Origin of the sequence: Loigolactobacillus bifermentans DSM 20003, assembly GCF_001434575.1 — a bacterium.
Classification (GTDB): Bacteria; Bacillota; Bacilli; order Lactobacillales; family Lactobacillaceae; genus Loigolactobacillus; species Loigolactobacillus bifermentans.
Genome location: NZ_AZDA01000030.1, coordinates 1 through 16030 on the forward strand (window position 1 = coordinate 1; position 16030 = coordinate 16030).

20 protein-coding genes are annotated in these 16030 nt (G+C 43.0%); 19 read left to right on the forward strand and 1 reads right to left on the reverse strand.

What is annotated here, in order from left to right; translation table 11 throughout:
- Positions 1 to 248: hypothetical protein (locus FC07_RS04920; RefSeq protein ID WP_157050116.1), on the reverse strand; the 248-nt coding region annotated here is incomplete at its 3' end.
- A gap of 185 nt (positions 249 to 433) precedes the next feature.
- Between FC07_RS04920 and prdA the strand changes: the two genes are divergently transcribed.
- The 19 genes from prdA (at position 434) to FC07_RS05015 (ending at position 15980) form a co-directional block, all read left to right on the forward strand.
- Positions 434 to 2320, forward strand: coding sequence for a D-proline reductase (dithiol) proprotein PrdA (prdA, locus tag FC07_RS04925; RefSeq protein WP_057904013.1), 1887 nt, complete (start codon positions 434 to 436; stop codon positions 2318 to 2320).
- On the forward strand, positions 2320 to 2667 hold the full coding sequence (locus FC07_RS04930) for a CBO2463/CBO2479 domain-containing protein (RefSeq protein ID WP_057904014.1): 348 nt from the start codon (positions 2320 to 2322) through the stop codon (positions 2665 to 2667). Before prdA ends, FC07_RS04930 begins: the two co-directional genes overlap by 1 nt.
- Entirely contained in the window at positions 2657 to 3109 is a 453-nt protein-coding gene (locus tag FC07_RS16430) for a glycine/sarcosine/betaine reductase selenoprotein B family protein (RefSeq protein ID WP_057904015.1), read from the forward strand. Before FC07_RS04930 ends, FC07_RS16430 begins: the two co-directional genes overlap by 11 nt.
- Positions 3110 to 3136: 27 nt before the next feature.
- Entirely contained in the window at positions 3137 to 3382 is a 246-nt protein-coding gene (locus FC07_RS16435) for a hypothetical protein (protein ID WP_235807459.1), read from the forward strand.
- Between the two features lie 78 nt (positions 3383 to 3460).
- Positions 3461 to 4201: a proline reductase cluster protein PrdD gene (gene prdD / locus FC07_RS04945; protein ID WP_057904017.1), complete on the forward strand. Its 741-nt coding sequence runs from the start codon at positions 3461 to 3463 to the stop codon at positions 4199 to 4201.
- A gap of 20 nt (positions 4202 to 4221) precedes the next feature.
- Positions 4222 to 4698, forward strand: coding sequence for a glycine/sarcosine/betaine reductase component B subunit (locus FC07_RS04950; protein ID WP_057904018.1), 477 nt, complete (start codon positions 4222 to 4224; stop codon positions 4696 to 4698).
- 45 nt (positions 4699 to 4743) lie between these two features.
- Positions 4744 to 5760 carry a proline racemase family protein gene (locus FC07_RS04955; RefSeq protein WP_057904019.1) on the forward strand — a complete coding sequence of 339 codons (1017 nt, stop codon included), beginning with the start codon at positions 4744 to 4746 and terminating at the stop codon, positions 5758 to 5760.
- Between the two features lie 13 nt (positions 5761 to 5773).
- On the forward strand, positions 5774 to 6661 hold the full coding sequence (locus FC07_RS04960) for a sulfite exporter TauE/SafE family protein (protein WP_057904020.1): 888 nt from the start codon (positions 5774 to 5776) through the stop codon (positions 6659 to 6661).
- Positions 6662 to 6954: 293 nt separating this feature from the next.
- A complete protein-coding gene (locus FC07_RS04965) occupies positions 6955 to 7602 on the forward strand; it encodes a YdjY domain-containing protein (RefSeq protein WP_057904021.1) in 648 nt (215 codons plus the stop codon).
- Between the two features lie 148 nt (positions 7603 to 7750).
- A complete protein-coding gene (locus FC07_RS04970; protein ID WP_235807460.1) occupies positions 7751 to 8896 on the forward strand; it encodes a TVP38/TMEM64 family protein in 1146 nt (381 codons plus the stop codon).
- On the forward strand, positions 8880 to 9245 hold the full coding sequence (locus tag FC07_RS04975; protein ID WP_057904022.1) for a 4Fe-4S dicluster domain-containing protein: 366 nt from the start codon (positions 8880 to 8882) through the stop codon (positions 9243 to 9245). Before FC07_RS04970 ends, FC07_RS04975 begins: the two co-directional genes overlap by 17 nt.
- A 5-nt stretch (positions 9246 to 9250) precedes the next feature.
- Positions 9251 to 10006, forward strand: coding sequence for a heterodisulfide reductase-related iron-sulfur binding cluster (locus FC07_RS04980; protein WP_057904023.1), 756 nt, complete (start codon positions 9251 to 9253; stop codon positions 10004 to 10006).
- Positions 10007 to 10018: 12 nt separating this feature from the next.
- Positions 10019 to 10675 (forward strand): TVP38/TMEM64 family protein, encoded by a 657-nt coding sequence (locus FC07_RS04985; RefSeq protein WP_057904024.1) that lies wholly within the window; start codon positions 10019 to 10021, stop codon positions 10673 to 10675.
- 21 nt (positions 10676 to 10696) lie between these two features.
- Positions 10697 to 11938, forward strand: coding sequence for an ABC transporter substrate-binding protein (locus FC07_RS04990; RefSeq protein ID WP_057904025.1), 1242 nt, complete (start codon positions 10697 to 10699; stop codon positions 11936 to 11938).
- Entirely contained in the window at positions 11928 to 12800 is an 873-nt protein-coding gene (locus FC07_RS04995) for an ABC transporter permease (protein ID WP_057904026.1), read from the forward strand. The genes FC07_RS04990 and FC07_RS04995 overlap by 11 nt, the downstream gene beginning before the upstream one ends.
- Entirely contained in the window at positions 12797 to 13597 is an 801-nt protein-coding gene (locus FC07_RS05000; protein ID WP_057904027.1) for an ABC transporter permease, read from the forward strand. The genes FC07_RS04995 and FC07_RS05000 overlap by 4 nt, the downstream gene beginning before the upstream one ends.
- The gene (locus FC07_RS05005; RefSeq protein ID WP_057904028.1) at positions 13587 to 14579 is read left to right on the forward strand and encodes an ABC transporter ATP-binding protein; all 993 of its coding nucleotides are present in this window, start codon (positions 13587 to 13589) and stop codon (positions 14577 to 14579) included. Before FC07_RS05000 ends, FC07_RS05005 begins: the two co-directional genes overlap by 11 nt.
- Positions 14576 to 15256, forward strand: coding sequence for a TIGR04283 family arsenosugar biosynthesis glycosyltransferase (locus tag FC07_RS05010; RefSeq protein ID WP_057904029.1), 681 nt, complete (start codon positions 14576 to 14578; stop codon positions 15254 to 15256). Before FC07_RS05005 ends, FC07_RS05010 begins: the two co-directional genes overlap by 4 nt.
- 1 nt (position 15257) lies before the next feature.
- A complete protein-coding gene (locus FC07_RS05015; RefSeq protein ID WP_057904030.1) occupies positions 15258 to 15980 on the forward strand; it encodes a phosphotransferase in 723 nt (240 codons plus the stop codon).
- Positions 15981 to 16030 lie beyond the last annotated feature (50 nt).

Here is a 16030-nt window from a genome sequence, read left to right on the forward strand (position 1 = left end):
GTTAAAACTAAGGCCGATAATCGCACGGCTTTAGAATCAAAGTAAGCATTCGCCAATTTTGAAGGCCGCTCAGGCAGCCAACTGGCAATTAAAAATGACCAGCCTTGTGCATTGGGCCAGTTTAAATGCTGCGACGCTGGGGTTGGTTGCCATAAACGCTGGCGGCCAGGCAAAAGCTGACGTGGTGGCGCTTGAAAATGTTGCTGCAGTTTTGGCGGCGCATCATAACGCTGTAAGTGGTAAGCCACGATCAATTGCTGAATTTTAAGCGCATAATGCGGATCTAAGTTAATCTTTAAAAGCTGAATTTTGCATACATTTTATTTCACGAAGCCGTTTATCAGAATGAAATCCGAAAACACATAGCACAATGTGGGGAAATCGCTTAGTGAATGGAAATGCCATGTGAAACAATATAAGAGGGGGTAAAAGCATGTCTATTACGGTCGAAATGGCCAACGAGCACAAAAACGATCCAGCAGTTCTCTGTTGCCGTCGTGAAGCAGGTAAGAAGTTGGAAGCTGCTGACTTTGAAGATCCTACTTTGTTTGATGACTACGTGGCATCTGGCTTACTTGAAATTCCAGATGACTCATTGAAAATTGGTGAAGCGTTAGGTGCAACTTTGACCACTACTACAGATGCCTTGAATGCATTAACACCTAGTTTGGTGGATGATATTCAAAGCATGGATGAAAAGCCGGAAGCACCAGCTGCCGACGATGCCGTTGATGCTGCGCCAGCAGCGCCTGTTGCACCAGCCGCTGCAACATCTACAGTCACAGCGGACGGTCAAAGCTTGAAATTATCAATTGCAGAGGGGAAAGGAATTGATCTTCAAATTCCACTTGCTTTATTGCAAGCCCAAGGCCAAGCACCTGCCGCACCAGCTGCCGCTGCACCAGCCGCAGCAGCAACTGAGGATGAAGCACCAGTCGAAGCAAAAGTCGTTCGGACATTAACAAAGAACTACTACAAGATCGACAAAGTTGTTTTTGGTGATGAAACGAAGGTTGATGGCACAACATTACAACTTCGCAATGAAAAAGCGATTTGTGATGATGCTGTTGCAACTGAAGACCTTGTCAAAGACATGGACATTGAAATTGTCACACCAGCAGACTATCACAACTACAGTGACACTATCATGGACGTTCAACCAATCGCCACTAAAGAAGGCGAAAGTGAAATCGGTTCAGGTGTTACGCGCGTCTTAGATGGCGTTGTCATGGTTTTAACTGGGACTGATGAAAATGGTGTTCAGATTGGTGAATTTGGTTCTTCCGAAGGCCCAATGGATGAGAACATCATGTGGAACCGCCCAGGCTCTGTTGATAAAGGCGATATTATGATCAAAGTTCGCTTGACCATTCAAGCTGGCACCAACCGTGAACGTCGCGGCCCATTAGCTGCTCATAAAGCAACTGATACGATCACTGAAGAAATTCGTGAAGCGTTGAAGAAGGCTGACGATAGCTTAGTTGTTCGCTCTGAAGACTTTGTTCAAAAACGTCATCCTAAGCAAAAACGTGTTTTGATCGTGAAAGAAATCATGGGTCAAGGTGCGATGCACGACAACTTGATCATGCCTGTTGAACCAGTTGGGACATTAGGCGCTAAGCCAAACGTTGACCTTGGTAACTTACCAGTTGTCTTGGCACCAACTGAATTATTAGACGGTGGGATCCATGCCTTGACTTGTATCGGCCCGGCTTCTAAGGAAATGTCTCGTCATTACTGGCGCGAACCATTAGTTGAAGCTGCTATGGCTGATGAAGATATTGACTTAGTCGGAATCGCTTTAGTTGGTTCTCCTCAAGAAAACGTTCAGAAGTTCTATGTTTCTAAACGTTTAGGCATGATGGTTGAAGCCATGAACCTTGATGGTGCCATTGTGACAACTGAAGGCTTTGGGAACAACCATATCGATTTTGCGTCTCACATTGAAGAAATCGGTAAACGTGATGTCAGCGTTGTTGGGATGACTTATTCCGCCGTTCAAGGCCAATTGGTTATTGGTAACAAGTACATGGGCGCTTTGGTTGATAACAACAAATCTGCACAAGGGATTGAAAATGAAATCTTAGGGAACAACACATTGTGCTCTGAAGATGCCATTCGTGCCTTGGCAATGTTAGAAACCGAAATGGCCGGTGGCGAGATCAAGAAGCCAGAACGTCAATGGAATCCTAATGTTAAACAAAATAATATTGAAGCGATCGAACAACAAACTGGTGAAAAGATTGAGTTAGCTGCTAACGAACAATCATTACCAATGAGTAAGAAACGTCGCGAAATTTACGAAAAGGACGAGGATTAATGAATTCTGAACAATCTTTTAGTAGCGAATATGATAAACTTAACTATGCTTCCACTGAAACTGTTTGGGAAGGAATCATTATTGAAATCACTGGCGCCAGTGTGATTATGGACTTAAAAGGCCGGATGGGGCGTTTAGAAGTACCCAAGCGGATGGTGATTGCGCAATATGAATTGAAAGTGGGCCAAGAGGTTGCTTTCTTAATGTCCTACCCAGAAGTTTTGTCAGAACAGCCTAATGAAAAATATTTAGGTGCGTTAAATGCTTATCATGAGCGCATGAAGATTATTCAGGAGGAAACAAAACATCGTCAGGAAAGAGAAAGGAGCGAGTCAGATGAGTCTTAAAAAGATTGATGGTTTACAGTCTGAAATCTTTGTACCCATCACTCCAAAGCCTGTCTTTGCAAAAGTAACGAAGCCATTGAACGAAATGACAGTTGCAATTGTAACGGCAGCTGGTGTGCATTTAAAAACAGATACACCGTTTAACTTAGCCGGTGATACATCTTACCGTGCCGTTCCTGGTACTGCTAAAGATGAAGAATTAATGGTTTCACATGGTGGTTATGATAACACTGATGTTAACCGCGATATTAACAGTATGTTCCCAATCGATCGGTTACGCGAATTAGCCGATGAAGGGTTTATTAAGGCTGTTGCACCTAGCATGTATACATGTATGGGTGGCGGTGGTGACGTTAAAGTCTTCACTGAAAAAACAGGTCCAGAAATCGCTCAAAAATTGTTGGATGAAAAAGTTGATGCTGTTGTAATGACTGCTGGTTGAGGAACTTGTCATAGAACTGCCGTGATCGTGCAGCGAGCTATCGAATCTGTCGGGATTCCTACTATTATTATTGCAGCTTTACCTCCAGTCGTACGGCAACAAGGAACACCTCGTGCAGTTGCACCACGTGTTCCAATGGGCGCAAACGCTGGTGAACCACATAACGTTGAAATGCAAACTGGCATTTTGAAAGATACGTTAGAACAACTTGAAGAGATCGACCAACCTGGCAAGATCGTAGAACTACCTTACGAATACATTGCTCAGATTTAAACAATCTTAAAAGTTGTTTGTGGAAGGGGGCTGTGTATTCAGCCTCCTTCTTTTTGTTTAAATTAAGGAGGGACCTTAATGGCTGATGATGCACTTAAAATACGCTCCTTTTCCGTGAATAACGTCTCTTTTGGAAAGCACTACGCCTTTGAGAATGGCAATTTAGTCATTCCTGAAACCTTCCAACCCGACTTACCAGTCGGCTATGACTCAATTAAACTACGCATTATAAAGCCACATCATTTAGATGTGCCGACGAATAGCATTATGGATATTGTTCCGATCTCAGCCAAAGTTCTGGGTAAAATTGGCACAGGCTTAACGCACACGTTAACCGGTGTTTACCTGTTGATTACAGGTGCGACCACAGATGGCACTCAGTTACATGACTTTGGTTCATCGGATGGTGTTTTAAAAGATCAATTAAAACTTGGTCAAGCAGGGACACCTGGACCGGATGATTTTATCATCATGTTCGATGTGTTACTACAACCAGCTTTTAAGTATGATCGCGACTTTGTTACCCAATTATTCGATTATTCGGATCAGTTTATTCAACCGATTCGAAAAATCCTAAAAATGACCAATGGCCGTTATGCCACGGAAACCCACACGTTTTATAACGAGCGGCATCCGGGGAAGCCAAAGGTCGCGGTGGTGAAAGAAGTTGCCGGACAGGGCACGATGTATGATAATTTGCTCTTTCCGAAGGAACCCAGTGGCATGGCCGCAGGGGTCTCGATTATCGATCTCAACAATTTTCCGGTGCTGTTAACGGCGAATGAATATCGTGATGGTGCGATTCGTGCCATGGTTTAATTGATGAAAGGATGATTCAAATGGGTGTTGGTCCTTCAACCAAAGAAACAACCTTGCACCATTTTCGTGATCCTTTAGTGGATGTGTTTGGTGCCGATCCAGATATTGATTTTCAAGGTGTTGTCGTTGTTGGCACACCGCAAGATAACACGCTGAAAGGCCTTGTTGGTCAACGTGTGGCCAAATGGCTACAGGCCATGGGTACGAATGGTGCTGTCTTGTCGGCCGATGGCTGGGGAAACTCAGATGTCGACTTTATGAATACCATGTCGGAAATCGGTGACTTAGGCATCTCAATTATTGGATTGAAGTTTATTGGTAAGCAGGCAACGTTTGTGGTCACAAATGAATATACGCCATTTGTTTTAGACATTAATAAGTCTAAAAGCGGTACAGAAACCACTGTTGTGGGTGAAAATAATTTGGATCATCGTGATGCAAATAAAGCACTGGGTTTTCTTAAATTGAAAATGCGTGCCGATCACTCAAAACAGTAGGTGTCACTTGATAGGATTATCAAGAATATTTGGGGGTAAACAGAAATGAAAATATCACGTATGTTAACCGCAATTGATTCACATACTGCTGGGGAAGCCGCTCGGATCGTTACCGGGGGCATTCCAAAGCTAGTTGGGAAAACAATTGCCGAGAAGAAACAGTATCTGATCGATCATTATGATTCACTACGGACAGCTTTAATGTTGGAACCACGTGGTCATGACGAGATGTTTGGTGCTTTCCTGATGCCAGCCGTCAGTGAAGAAGCAGATTTTGGCATTATCTTTATGGATACTGGTGGTTATTTAAACATGTGCGGCCACAATACCATTGCAGCAGTTACTGCAATCGTTGAAACCGGCATGGTTGAAGTTGACGAAGATACCCGTGAAAAGGAAGTCGTTTTAGAAGCGCCAGCAGGGATTATTCGCTGTGTGGCACATTTAAGCGAACCTTATAAGGTTGAAAGTGTCTCCTTCAAGAATGTACCAGCCTTCTTGTACAAAAAGGACGTCACCATTGACGTACCTGAGGTTGGAAAAGTGACCTTAGATGTTTCCTTTGGTGGAAGCTTCTTCGCCATTTTACCAGTTTCAGAAATCAAAGAAAAAATTGAACCAACCAATGCGTCAACGTTAGCTGATGTTGGGATGAAGATCTTAAACGCTGCTAATGAACAAATTGAGGTTCAACATCCAACAATGGATTATATCAATACCATTGATCTTGTTGAAATGTACGGGGATCCAAAAGATGAGGATTCAACGTTGCAAAACGTCGTTGTCTTTGGGGACGGTCAAGTTGACCGCTCACCTTGCGGAACCGGTACAAGTGCTAAATTAGCAACATTATATGCGAAAAATCAAATTAAAATAAACGAGCCGTTTGTCTATGAAAGTATCTTGGGCACGAAGTTTAGAGGGCGTGTTGTCGAAGAGGCTAAAGCAGGTAGTTATGATGCTGTTATTCCAGAAGTAACAGGCTCAGCTTATATTACTGGCTTTAATACGTTCTTATTTGACCCAACGGATCCTCTTTCTAACGGATTTACGTTAAAGTAATGGAGGGGCCGATATGTCAATGACTTTAGTGGTACAAATCTTATTAGCAGTTTTATTGGTGTACTTTGTAATTATTTGGGGCCGCGATCTAATTGTGAACCGTCATAAATTAAATGATGGCAATCCAATTGTTTCCGGTGTGATTGGGTTTATTACCAATTTTATGGATGCGTTAGGGATTGGGAGTTATGCCCCAACCACCATGTTACTCAAATTAACCAAGTACTTGAAATCAGACAAATTATTGCCAGGAACATTAACGATTGCTTGTTCAATTCCTGTTTTAACGGAAGCTTTCTTATTTATCAAATCCGTTGATATTAGTGGCGCGACCTTGCTGTCACTGATCTTGGCATCAGTTGTTGGTTCGTTTTTAGGTTCTAAATTCATTTCACGCTTTGACGAAAAGAAAATCCAAGTCATCATGGGCTTTGCCTTGATCATTACCGCTGTTTTGATGATCCTATCAAATATGGGCTACTTAGCCGCTTTGAGTAATGGGAACAAGGCCACAGCTTTAACCGGTGGCAAGTTGATTATCGGGATCGTCGGAAACTTTATCTTAGGCGCCTTAATGGTTGCCGGAATCGGCTTATATGCGCCATGTATGGCAATGGTTTACCTGTTAGGGTTAACACCAATTGCTGCCTTCCCAATTATGATGGCGTCATGTGCCGCTTTAATGCCAGTTGCCAGTCGCGAATTTATTCGTAAAGGTGACTATAACCGCAATGCTTGTATTGGGATTACCATTGGCGGGATCATTGGGGTTTTCGTAGCGGTTAAGTTAGTGAAGAGTTTAGACATGCACGTCTTAACTTGGTTAGTCATTGTCGTGGTCACTTATACGGCAATTACCATGTTATATAGCGGCTTTAAGCATGCTAAAAGTGCCAATTAATTTGTAAAACACATATGATTTAAACAAGGTATTTCAAATGGGATTGACGTTTTCTTTGTTGAAGACGGCAATCCTTTTTTAATACATAAATTATTTCTTGGAGGGATTTTTAGATGAGCGTAAAAGGCTTGTTATGGCTTATTTTAGGGCTTAAGCCAATCAGCTACCGTGGCGGTGACTGAGTAGGAACAATCAGGCACAACTGCTTAAAGTAACTTGCAGTCAGCGATGGCTGTCAATCAATTTTAGGGTTCAATGTTTTTATCTTATAAATTATTTTGGAGGGATTTTTCATGAAGTTCAAGCAAGTTTTAGTAACAGCGTTAGGTGCCGGGTTATTGGTTTTAGGGGGAACAGCTTTTGCGCCACAATCTGTTCAAGCGGCTAAGTCTTACGGGGTAAGCGATAGTAAACCGATTAAGGTGAATCAAGCAAAACATGAAGTTTACCTTGAAACGACGATTAATGGGACTTATTTAAACCAACCAACACGACATGTTATTGTGAATGAAAAAGGTTCAAATGGGACAAAGTCCTTATTAAAGACTAAGGTCACACCGAACCAATTTTATGCAGCATTAAAAAAGGTTGGCGCTAAACCTGGTAATAACTTAACCGCAAAATCTAAAGCGGGCACTAAAATTAAAGGGACCAAGTTAAACGTGTCATTTGTAATCAATAATAAGCAAGTTGCGGCTAATAAAGCCGTTCAAGTCAAAGGTAAAGCTGCCAAAAATCTTGATTTCCGTTTTGGTGGGAATAAGGCCCACGCTGCTAAAATGAAGACTGGCTGTGTTTTGTGCTTCGATAGTTGCCCAGTCGGAATTGCATCTGGTGCCACTTACGGATTCAGCTATGGGGAACACTTTACTGGGAAGGCCAGTGTATTACCAAAGGACGGTCAACACATGGTTGTTGTCGTAAAAGCAGCGACAAAGTAGTTTCTTTTAAAATGAAATAACATTAGAATCCAGCAATGGATGGGACTGTGGTGGGTTAAGGGTCAAACCTTAAGGCTAATGTTATTTTAAGTGTGTGTATTGCGCTTGATCAAGGGGTTAAGCGATGATAATAGAGGAGGAAACCAACATGACCCGTTTTAGAGTTGGCTATAATGGTGTTTTGATCGGCATTATTTTAGCGTTACTGGCCTGGCACAATTCATGGTTACAAATGCGAATTGCAGTGGCCTGGTTCATTCCAATTGGTGTGCTCGGGGTAATTTTGTGCTATTTTTATTATGGTAAAAAGTTACATCAAAACTGGGCAATTTTTAGATTTCCAACCACGTTGGGTATTTTTGTGATCATGGGCCTTTTGTTACTGCTCATGTATGGCTTAAATGGCCTTTTGGTGGTAATTGGCGCTATGATTCGTGAACCTTTCAATCAGATGTGGCCGCTGACACAAACTAGTTTTGTGGTGCTGGCTCTACTAGTGCTGGGGTTGATCATCGAGGGAATCAGTCATTACCGGCACCCAGTACCGAAATTCCCGAAAAATGAAAATATTCAGGAATTAACGTCCCAGAGTAAAATTGGGATCGTGTTAACGCTTGTGATTTTGGCGCTGTGTGTCGGAAGTTATTTTTGGATCGCACCATTCCATCATTTTGTGGATGAAGTAACCGGTATGTTGGCAAGACTAGATATTCATGCCTTACGCGATTATCTTCAGAGTTTTGGCTTCTGGGGACCTGTGATTTCAGCATTGATCATGGTATTCCAATCTGTATTAGCGCCGTTACCAGCCTTTTTACTAACATTTACCAATGCTTATTTATGGGGTTGGTTCTGGGGCGCTGTTTTATCTTGGTCCAGTGCCATGGTTGGGGCAATCGTTTGTTTCTATATTGCCCGTGGACTAGGGCGGCCTTTTGCTGAAAAGGTGATCACCAAAAAAGCGCTTCATAAAATTGATCATTTCTTTGATGAGTATGGGAATTATACGGTGATGGTATTGCGATTATTGCCATTTGTTTCATTTGATGAAGTCAGTTACGGCGCTGGTTTTACCAGCATGAAATTAGTGCCGTTTCTGATTGGAACAGGGATCGGGCAATTGCCAGCAACCATTGTTTATTCGTTAGTTGGTGGCAGTTTAAACGGTAATAAAATGATTTTATTCTTAGCAATTGTTGGTTTTATGATTTTAATTGTGGGTTCATTAGTCGCTCGAAAAGTAATTGCGAATAAACAACGAAAGGCGCGGATGGCGCATGACGAATTATCGTAAAAGTACGGTGGATCAGGCCAAGTTCATTGCAGAAACTTGTAGCAGTTGTCGACGGTGTATGCGGCAGTGCGTATTTTTGCAACAACAAGGGCAAACACCAGCTCAGTTATTTGAAGATTTTGTTGAAAAAGGGGATATTGCACCGTTAGTGCCATATTCTTGTCAGCTTTGTCATCAATGTACCGTGGTCTGTCCCCATCATTTGGAGCTGGCCGATGCCTTTTTAGCGATTCGGCAAGATATGGTGCAAGCCAATCACGGCCATACGCCGTTGAAACAAATGAAAGGTGTTGAGCTGCACCAATTGCTGTCACGTTTTGCGTTATTTTGTTATACCAAGAAGGGATGATGATCATGCGAAGAGGATTTATGGCCGGTTGTTCGTTAAGTGCTTATTGTCCCCAATATGTGCGTCAAACGGTGGATTACTTAAAGGAATTTTACCCAGAGTTATCGATTATTCAGGAGTGCTGTGGCAAGCCGTTGTATTATTTAGGTGAACAAGCAAAATTTGAGCGTCAGTTTGGCCGGTTGGAGCAATCGGTTAAAAACTGTGAGATCGACCAATTGATTACAGCTTGTGAAGGTTGTTTAAGCATGGTTCAGCGCAGCAAACAGTTTGAAAGCATTTCATTGTGGACGGTATTGGCTCAGATCGGGCTACCTGAAGCAGCCATTGGTAAGGCGAAGGACAGTGACATGGTGTTTACCATTCACGATCCTTGTCCAACCCGTGACAATGTTGCCATGCAGCAGGCGGTGATCAAGTTATTAAAGGATCTCGGTTATCAAGTGAAAATAGCCAAATTATCAGGCGAAAAAACCCTCTGTTGCGGCATGGGCGGTATGTGCGGGGTAGCCAATCCTAAATTGGCGCATGAGGCGATGGTGCATCGTGTTGAAACGCTACCCACCAAAAATATTGTGACTTATTGCGCTTCTTGTCGGTCTGCGATGATGAATGGTGGCGGCCAAGCTTGGCATTTGCTGGATCTGATTTGGGGACCAGTGGTGTATCAAGGGGACAAATGTCCGGAAAATACTTTAAATTCAACTTTTACGGCTTGGAAGAACCGGTATAAAACCAAGCAATTGTTGAAGAATAGTTAGAGGCTACCTGTTATGAAGAAAACAATTGGCTTTATTTTAGTCTTGATTGCCGGCATTGTGCTATTTTATGTCAGTGGACTATCACAACAATTTCAAAGTGTCGCCCATATGCAGGCTTGGTTTCAAAGCCAAGGGGCGTGGGGCTATCTGACGTTTATTGTGATTTGTATTTTAACAGCGATTTTCATGTTGCCTGGTGGGTTATTGGCAATCGTTGCCGGCATTGCGTTTGGCGGTGTACTGGGTGGCTTGTTAACGGCCATTGGCAGTACGATCGGTGCGACGGTTGCTTTTGTGCTAGGCAAAACCATGTTACGGGACACAATCGTCAAAAAATATGGGCAAAATAAGGCCTTTCAGCGGATTATGCAAGGGGTTAACGAAAACGGGACGGAATTTTTAATTTTAACGCGGTTAGTCCCGATTTTTCCCTATGCGATTCAAAGTTATGCCTATGCGCTCACACCAATGAAAGCGGGAAAGTTTACCGTGATTTCCGGCATCACCATGTTACCAGCCTGTATGATCTATGCGATTTTTGCATCAGATATTTTAACCAAAGGGTTATCAGTTGGCTTATCGATCAAGTTTACGATTATGGGGATCATCTTGTTTGCGCTGACTTATATTCCAAAACAGGTGGCGAAGAAACGCCACCTGTTGCATTAATTTAAAAAGAGGAGTTCGATCATGAAGTTTAAGAAAATTTCCAAAGTCATGTTGGCAGCTGCCAGTATGCTATTGCTAGCCAGTTGTGGGAACCAGCAGGCGAAGGACGACAAGGCAAAAATGCCAACCAGTTATCAAACCGCTTTAAAAGCCGCCAAAGGTACGACGGTCACTTACTATGGGTTTGGCGGATCCGAAACCCAAAATCGCTGGATCGATAAAGTTGTAACGCCAATGATGAAAAAGAAAGGCATTACCGTAAAGCGGGTACCAATGCCAATCGAAGATATTTTAAACAAATTAAGCAACGAAAAAGAAGCCAATACCAAAAAAGGGCATATGGATGTGGTCTGGATCAATGGGGAAAACTTCTATAATGCAAAGAAGTTGAATTTATTGGCTGGACCGATCACAGGCAAGCAATTACCGAATATGAAGGCTTATATTAGTGCTAGTGATCCTGATGCCAAGAAAGATATGGATACCGCCATTGATAATTTGGAAGTGCCTTATGGGAATGCACAATTGGTCATGGTTGGCAGTAAGAAGATGTTCAACAATGATTATCCAACCAGTGCGAAACAGTTGTTAGCTTGGGCGAAAAAGAACCCTGGTAAGTTAACGTATGTTGCACCACCTGATTTTACGGGGAGCGCCTTTATTCGGAACATCATTTATGAAACAGTTGGGTATCAGGCCTTAAATGATGCGCCAGCCACAAAAGCTGGAATTTATAAAGTGATTAAGCCAGCTTTAGCTTACTTAAATGAATTGAAGCCTTACTTGTGGCAACAAGGCAAGAACTATCCTAAGAGTACCGCCCAAATGGATAAGATGTTTGCGGACCACAAGATAGCCATGACGTTTAGCTATAACCAAATGTACGCTGCCACCAATAAAGCAGATGGCACGTTTACCAATGATGCGCAAACTTTTGTTTTTGACAAAGGAACTGTCGGTAACTACAATTATTTGGCCATTCCTAAGACGTCGCAAAATAAAGCAGCCGCTGTGGTTTTGATCAATACCATGTTAAGTGAAAAGGCACAAACAGACCGGTTAGCTTTGAAGTATGGTGCCGTGATCCCACCTTATTCAAGTGCTAAAATGCCAGCCAAAATGTCACAGAAATTAGATCAAATCGGTGAAAAGAATGATATTCCAATGAAGACGATTGCCAAGAAGCGGGTGCCAGAAGTTTCAGGTAAGAAGATTCCGATCATCGAAGCATTATGGAAGGAACATGTATTAAATGCAGACTAAACGAACCTTTGGCTTGCTGATTGCACCATTTGTTGTGTTCACCAGTGTCTTTTTCCTGATTGCGGTTGGGAAGACGGTGAGCCTTAGTTTTGGCTATGATCCATTACTTGGGCACCATCAGATCACTTGGCGGTATTATCAAGCCATTTTTGCAAATAAGACCTTTATCCGGACTTTGCTGCGAACGTTTAGCGTCACATTTCTGAGTAGTTTATTGGCTAGTCTCATTGGATTGAGACTGGCTTTTTTAATCAAACGCAGTCAGAGTTGGGGCGCACGTTTTTTAAGCCGCATCGCAAATGTGCCGTTGGTTTTGCCACATATTTTTATGGTATTGGTTTTTATTTGGTGTTTTGATCAAACTGGGTTGTTGGTTAGGCTGATCCACTTGTTAGGGTGGCATCAGTTTCAACTGCCAGTTTTGATCGGTGATCCGTATCAAGTGGGAATTTTACTGACTTATTTGTGGAAAGAAACACCCTATGTCTTACTGACGTTATTATTAGTTGTTCGCCAATTAGAGGATGATTATTTTCTAGCCGCTAAAAATTTAGGTGCAAATCGGTGGCAACGGTTGTGGTATGTGGAATGGCCGCTGGTCCAGCCGGCTTTTTTCAATGCACTGATCATCGTGTTTTCATTTAGCTTTGGGGCGTACGAAGTGCCGGCATTGTTAGGTAGCCAAAAGTATGAATTATTACCTGTCATGATTTATGATCTGTATCAACAGTCCGATTTAACGTTACGGCCCTTGATCATGAGTTTTAATGTCGTGATTTCGGTTATTGCCATTGGTTTTGCAGGCCTACTGTTAGGCTTAAGTTGGTGGTTACCAGGTGGAAGGCGGCGTCAGCGCACATGAAAAAACAAATTTCAACAAGTGGTTTGGGATTGATAGGTTGTTTATTTGGCCTACCAGCTGTGGTTATTTTATTGTTAGCCATTGGGCGTCATTGGTATGTCCCATACTTGCTACCGCAACGCTGGGATTGGCTGGCAATTTTTAAATTTTGGCAACAGGATAGTACATTGTGGCCGGCGGTTAAGGCCAGCTTGAGTTTGGGCTTAGGGACAGTTGGGTTAACCTTATTGATAGCTTATCCCATGGCAATTGCGCTAGTAAAATATCAGACGGCGCTGAAAGGTATTTTAAACGTTTTGATCTATGCCCCGTTGATCATTCCAGGCATTGCTTTGACCACCAGTCTCGATTTAACGTTTATCCAACTTCATTTAACGGGGACTTGGCTAGGCGTGGTGGTCGTGCAAACATTGTTTTGTTTACCTTATGCGATTAAATTATTAGTCGATAATTTGGCGATTTATCAAGTGGATTACGAAGCGGTGGCCCAAAACTTAGGGGCTAGTCGTTGGCAAAGTTTTTGGCAGATTACACTGCCATTAAGTCGGGATGGTTTGATTGGTGCGGTGACGATGACCCTGATCGTCGCAATGTCGCAGTACCTGACCACGTTACTCATTGGGGATGGCAATTATTTAACCTTAGCCATCAACATGTTTCCGCTGATTCAAGGTGGCCGTTATCAAGCCGCCGCTTGTTATGGGGTGGTTTTTATGGCCACGCTGCTGATTCCGTTGGGATTATTCGAATGGGTATTAAAAAGAAAGGTAAGGCGGTTAGCACATCATGAGCTTTGAGTTACAGCAGATCACACAACAAAAACAGCATCAGCAAATTCTAAAACAAATTGATTTAACCATTCCAGAACAACAGATCTTAGCCATTCTCGGCCCTTCTGGTAGTGGTAAAACCACGCTATTACGAATCCTAGGCGGTTTGGATCAACCTACCGGCGGTGTGTTTTTGCACCGTGGTCAACCGGCAGCGCCAGGTATTTTGGTATTCCAAGATTATCGGCTTTTTCCGTTTTTAACGGTAGCTGATAATGTTGCGTTTGGGTTGAAAATGCAACATGTTGCACGTCAAGAACGCGACCAACGCGTGACAACCATGTTGGCACAGTTGAATATTACCGAACTAGCGCAGCGTTATCCCAGCGAAATCTCTGGGGGACAACAACAGCGGGTCGCGTTAGCACGAGCGTTGGTGTTGGCACCGCAGTTGCTGTTATTAGACGAACCATTTTCCAGTTTAGATGAAGCATTGCGCCTAGAAATGTTACAATTAGTGCAACGATTACAACAAACGCTACACCTAACCGTGGTATTTGTGACCCATTACAAAACGGAAGCTTATTTAATGGCCCAACAGGTGGCGATTTTAATCGATGGTCAGATCCGGCAAGTTGCAACACCGGAACAGCTGGATCAAACGCCGCAAAACTTAACAGTAGCCCAGTTTTTAGGCCATGCAAATTTCATAACGGGACGTTGGCAGCAGCAGCGTTTCCACAGTGTATTATATACAGGCGTGGCTCAGGCAACGCCGATGGTGGCTGAAAACGCCACACTTTATGTACCTTATGCGGGTTTACTCACAGTGACGCCTACCAAGTGGTGTGCTTTCACTGGAACGGTTTGCAGTTGCCAATGGAATGGTCAAACTTATTTCTATCAGCTCCAAGTTCAAAGCGAAACACTGTGGGTGTTGTTACCACAAAAGTTAGCGCCAGGGCAAACGACAACATTTTATTTTGAAAAGGAGCCGTTGGTCTATTGAAATGGTTATCAGTGATCGTTCCCACCTATCATGATGATGCAGCATTGCAGCGTTTAGTCACACAGATTCAGCTCACCGCACCTGCCGGTGTCGAGCTGATCGTCGTTGATGGTGTCTTACGACGGCGCCCAAGCTGGTTGCCACAATGGGTGTGCTATGTGACCAGTTCAATGGCAAATCGCGGCGCACAGTTGCAGGCTGGCGGACAGCAGGCTCAGGGACAAGCATTTTGGTTTTTACATGCTGATTCGCGGCTTAATTTCCAGCAAGCTTTTGCACAATTACACAAGACCACTGCGTCAGTAGGTTTTTTCACGTTAACGTTTAATGATCCAAAGTGGCGGTATCGTTGGCTGGCATGGAGTTCAAATTTACGGGCGCGTTATGGCCATTTAATTTTTGGGGATCAGGGGTTGTTTGTGCAACAAGATGTTTATCGTGCCAGTGGTGGTTTTCGACCGCAACCGCTTATGGAAGATTGGCAGCTCAGTCGTGACCTCCATCGGTTAGGCGTGCCATTTCATCAGTTTTCAGTCAGATTACAAACCTCAGCACGCCGCTTTGAAGGTGGTGGTTTTGTACAGACACTTTTGAAAATGCATGTTATTAAGTTTTTGTATATGATCGGAGTATCACCGCAACGGCTCGTGAAAATCTATGAAAGGCGGCGTCACTAGTATGATTACACCGGCTATTGTTCAAGCCTATGTGGCTCAAAAACAGCTTGATACAATTTTACAAATGAAAGCACCGATTACAGTTTCATTTTTAGCACAAGGGGAATATAATCAAAACTTTTTGTTAACTGATCAGCAACACCGACAGTTTGTCTTTCGCCTGAATTATGGCACGCAAATCAATGTTCAGAATCAAATCAAGTATGAGTATAAGGCGCTAGAATTTTTGGCAAATAGTGGTGTGACGCCGTATCCTTATTATTTAGACGATACGCATCAGTATTTTGAACAAGGTGTTTTGATCGAAGAATATTTCGTTGGGCGGCCATTACGTTATGAAACAGATTTAATGGCAGCAGCTGAGATTTTTGCCAAAGTGCATCGTTTGTCAATTAATGAAAATCAAACCCAGTTTTTCATTACTGAGACCCGGATTTGTGAGGATAGGATTAGAGAGGGTGAACAGCTATTGAAAACGGTTTGGCACTCCACTAAAATAAAAGCTGAGCAAGTGAAATTGTTAGCACAATTGCGGGATTGGTGTGTCAAGCATCAAGACAATGCTTACTTTGCCCAACAGCCATTAAGCTTTGTCAATACCGAAGTCAATGCCAACAATTTCATTATTGGGCCTCAACACAGTTGGCTGATTGACTGGGAAAAGCCGGTGATTAGTAATGCCGTTCAAGATTTGACGCAATTTTTAGCAGATACTACCACCTGAATTATTCACCATAAGTTCTCCAAGTACAGTGTCACCCCGGTATCATGGGC

Excerpts from the sequence above, each read along its gene's own strand:
- prdA (WP_057904013.1), top strand. The coding sequence starts at position 434 with ATGTCTATTACGGTCGAAATGGCCAACGAGCACAAAAACGATCCAGCA.
- FC07_RS04930 (WP_057904014.1), top strand. The coding sequence starts at position 2,320 with ATGAATTCTGAACAATCTTTTAGTAGCGAATATGATAAACTTAACTAT.
- FC07_RS16430 (WP_057904015.1), top strand. The coding sequence starts at position 2,657 with ATGAGTCTTAAAAAGATTGATGGTTTACAGTCTGAAATCTTTGTACCC.
- prdD (WP_057904017.1), top strand. The coding sequence starts at position 3,461 with ATGGCTGATGATGCACTTAAAATACGCTCCTTTTCCGTGAATAACGTC.
- FC07_RS04950 (WP_057904018.1), top strand. The coding sequence starts at position 4,222 with ATGGGTGTTGGTCCTTCAACCAAAGAAACAACCTTGCACCATTTTCGT.
- FC07_RS04955 (WP_057904019.1), top strand. The coding sequence starts at position 4,744 with ATGAAAATATCACGTATGTTAACCGCAATTGATTCACATACTGCTGGG.
- FC07_RS04960 (WP_057904020.1), top strand. The coding sequence starts at position 5,774 with ATGTCAATGACTTTAGTGGTACAAATCTTATTAGCAGTTTTATTGGTG.
- FC07_RS04965 (WP_057904021.1), top strand. The coding sequence starts at position 6,955 with ATGAAGTTCAAGCAAGTTTTAGTAACAGCGTTAGGTGCCGGGTTATTG.
- FC07_RS04970 (WP_235807460.1), top strand. The coding sequence starts at position 7,751 with ATGACCCGTTTTAGAGTTGGCTATAATGGTGTTTTGATCGGCATTATT.
- FC07_RS04975 (WP_057904022.1), top strand. The coding sequence starts at position 8,880 with ATGACGAATTATCGTAAAAGTACGGTGGATCAGGCCAAGTTCATTGCA.
- FC07_RS04980 (WP_057904023.1), top strand. The coding sequence starts at position 9,251 with ATGCGAAGAGGATTTATGGCCGGTTGTTCGTTAAGTGCTTATTGTCCC.
- FC07_RS04985 (WP_057904024.1), top strand. The coding sequence starts at position 10,019 with ATGAAGAAAACAATTGGCTTTATTTTAGTCTTGATTGCCGGCATTGTG.
- FC07_RS04990 (WP_057904025.1), top strand. The coding sequence starts at position 10,697 with ATGAAGTTTAAGAAAATTTCCAAAGTCATGTTGGCAGCTGCCAGTATG.
- FC07_RS04995 (WP_057904026.1), top strand. The coding sequence starts at position 11,928 with ATGCAGACTAAACGAACCTTTGGCTTGCTGATTGCACCATTTGTTGTG.
- FC07_RS05000 (WP_057904027.1), top strand. The coding sequence starts at position 12,797 with ATGAAAAAACAAATTTCAACAAGTGGTTTGGGATTGATAGGTTGTTTA.
- FC07_RS05005 (WP_057904028.1), top strand. The coding sequence starts at position 13,587 with ATGAGCTTTGAGTTACAGCAGATCACACAACAAAAACAGCATCAGCAA.
- FC07_RS05015 (WP_057904030.1), top strand. The coding sequence starts at position 15,258 with ATGATTACACCGGCTATTGTTCAAGCCTATGTGGCTCAAAAACAGCTT.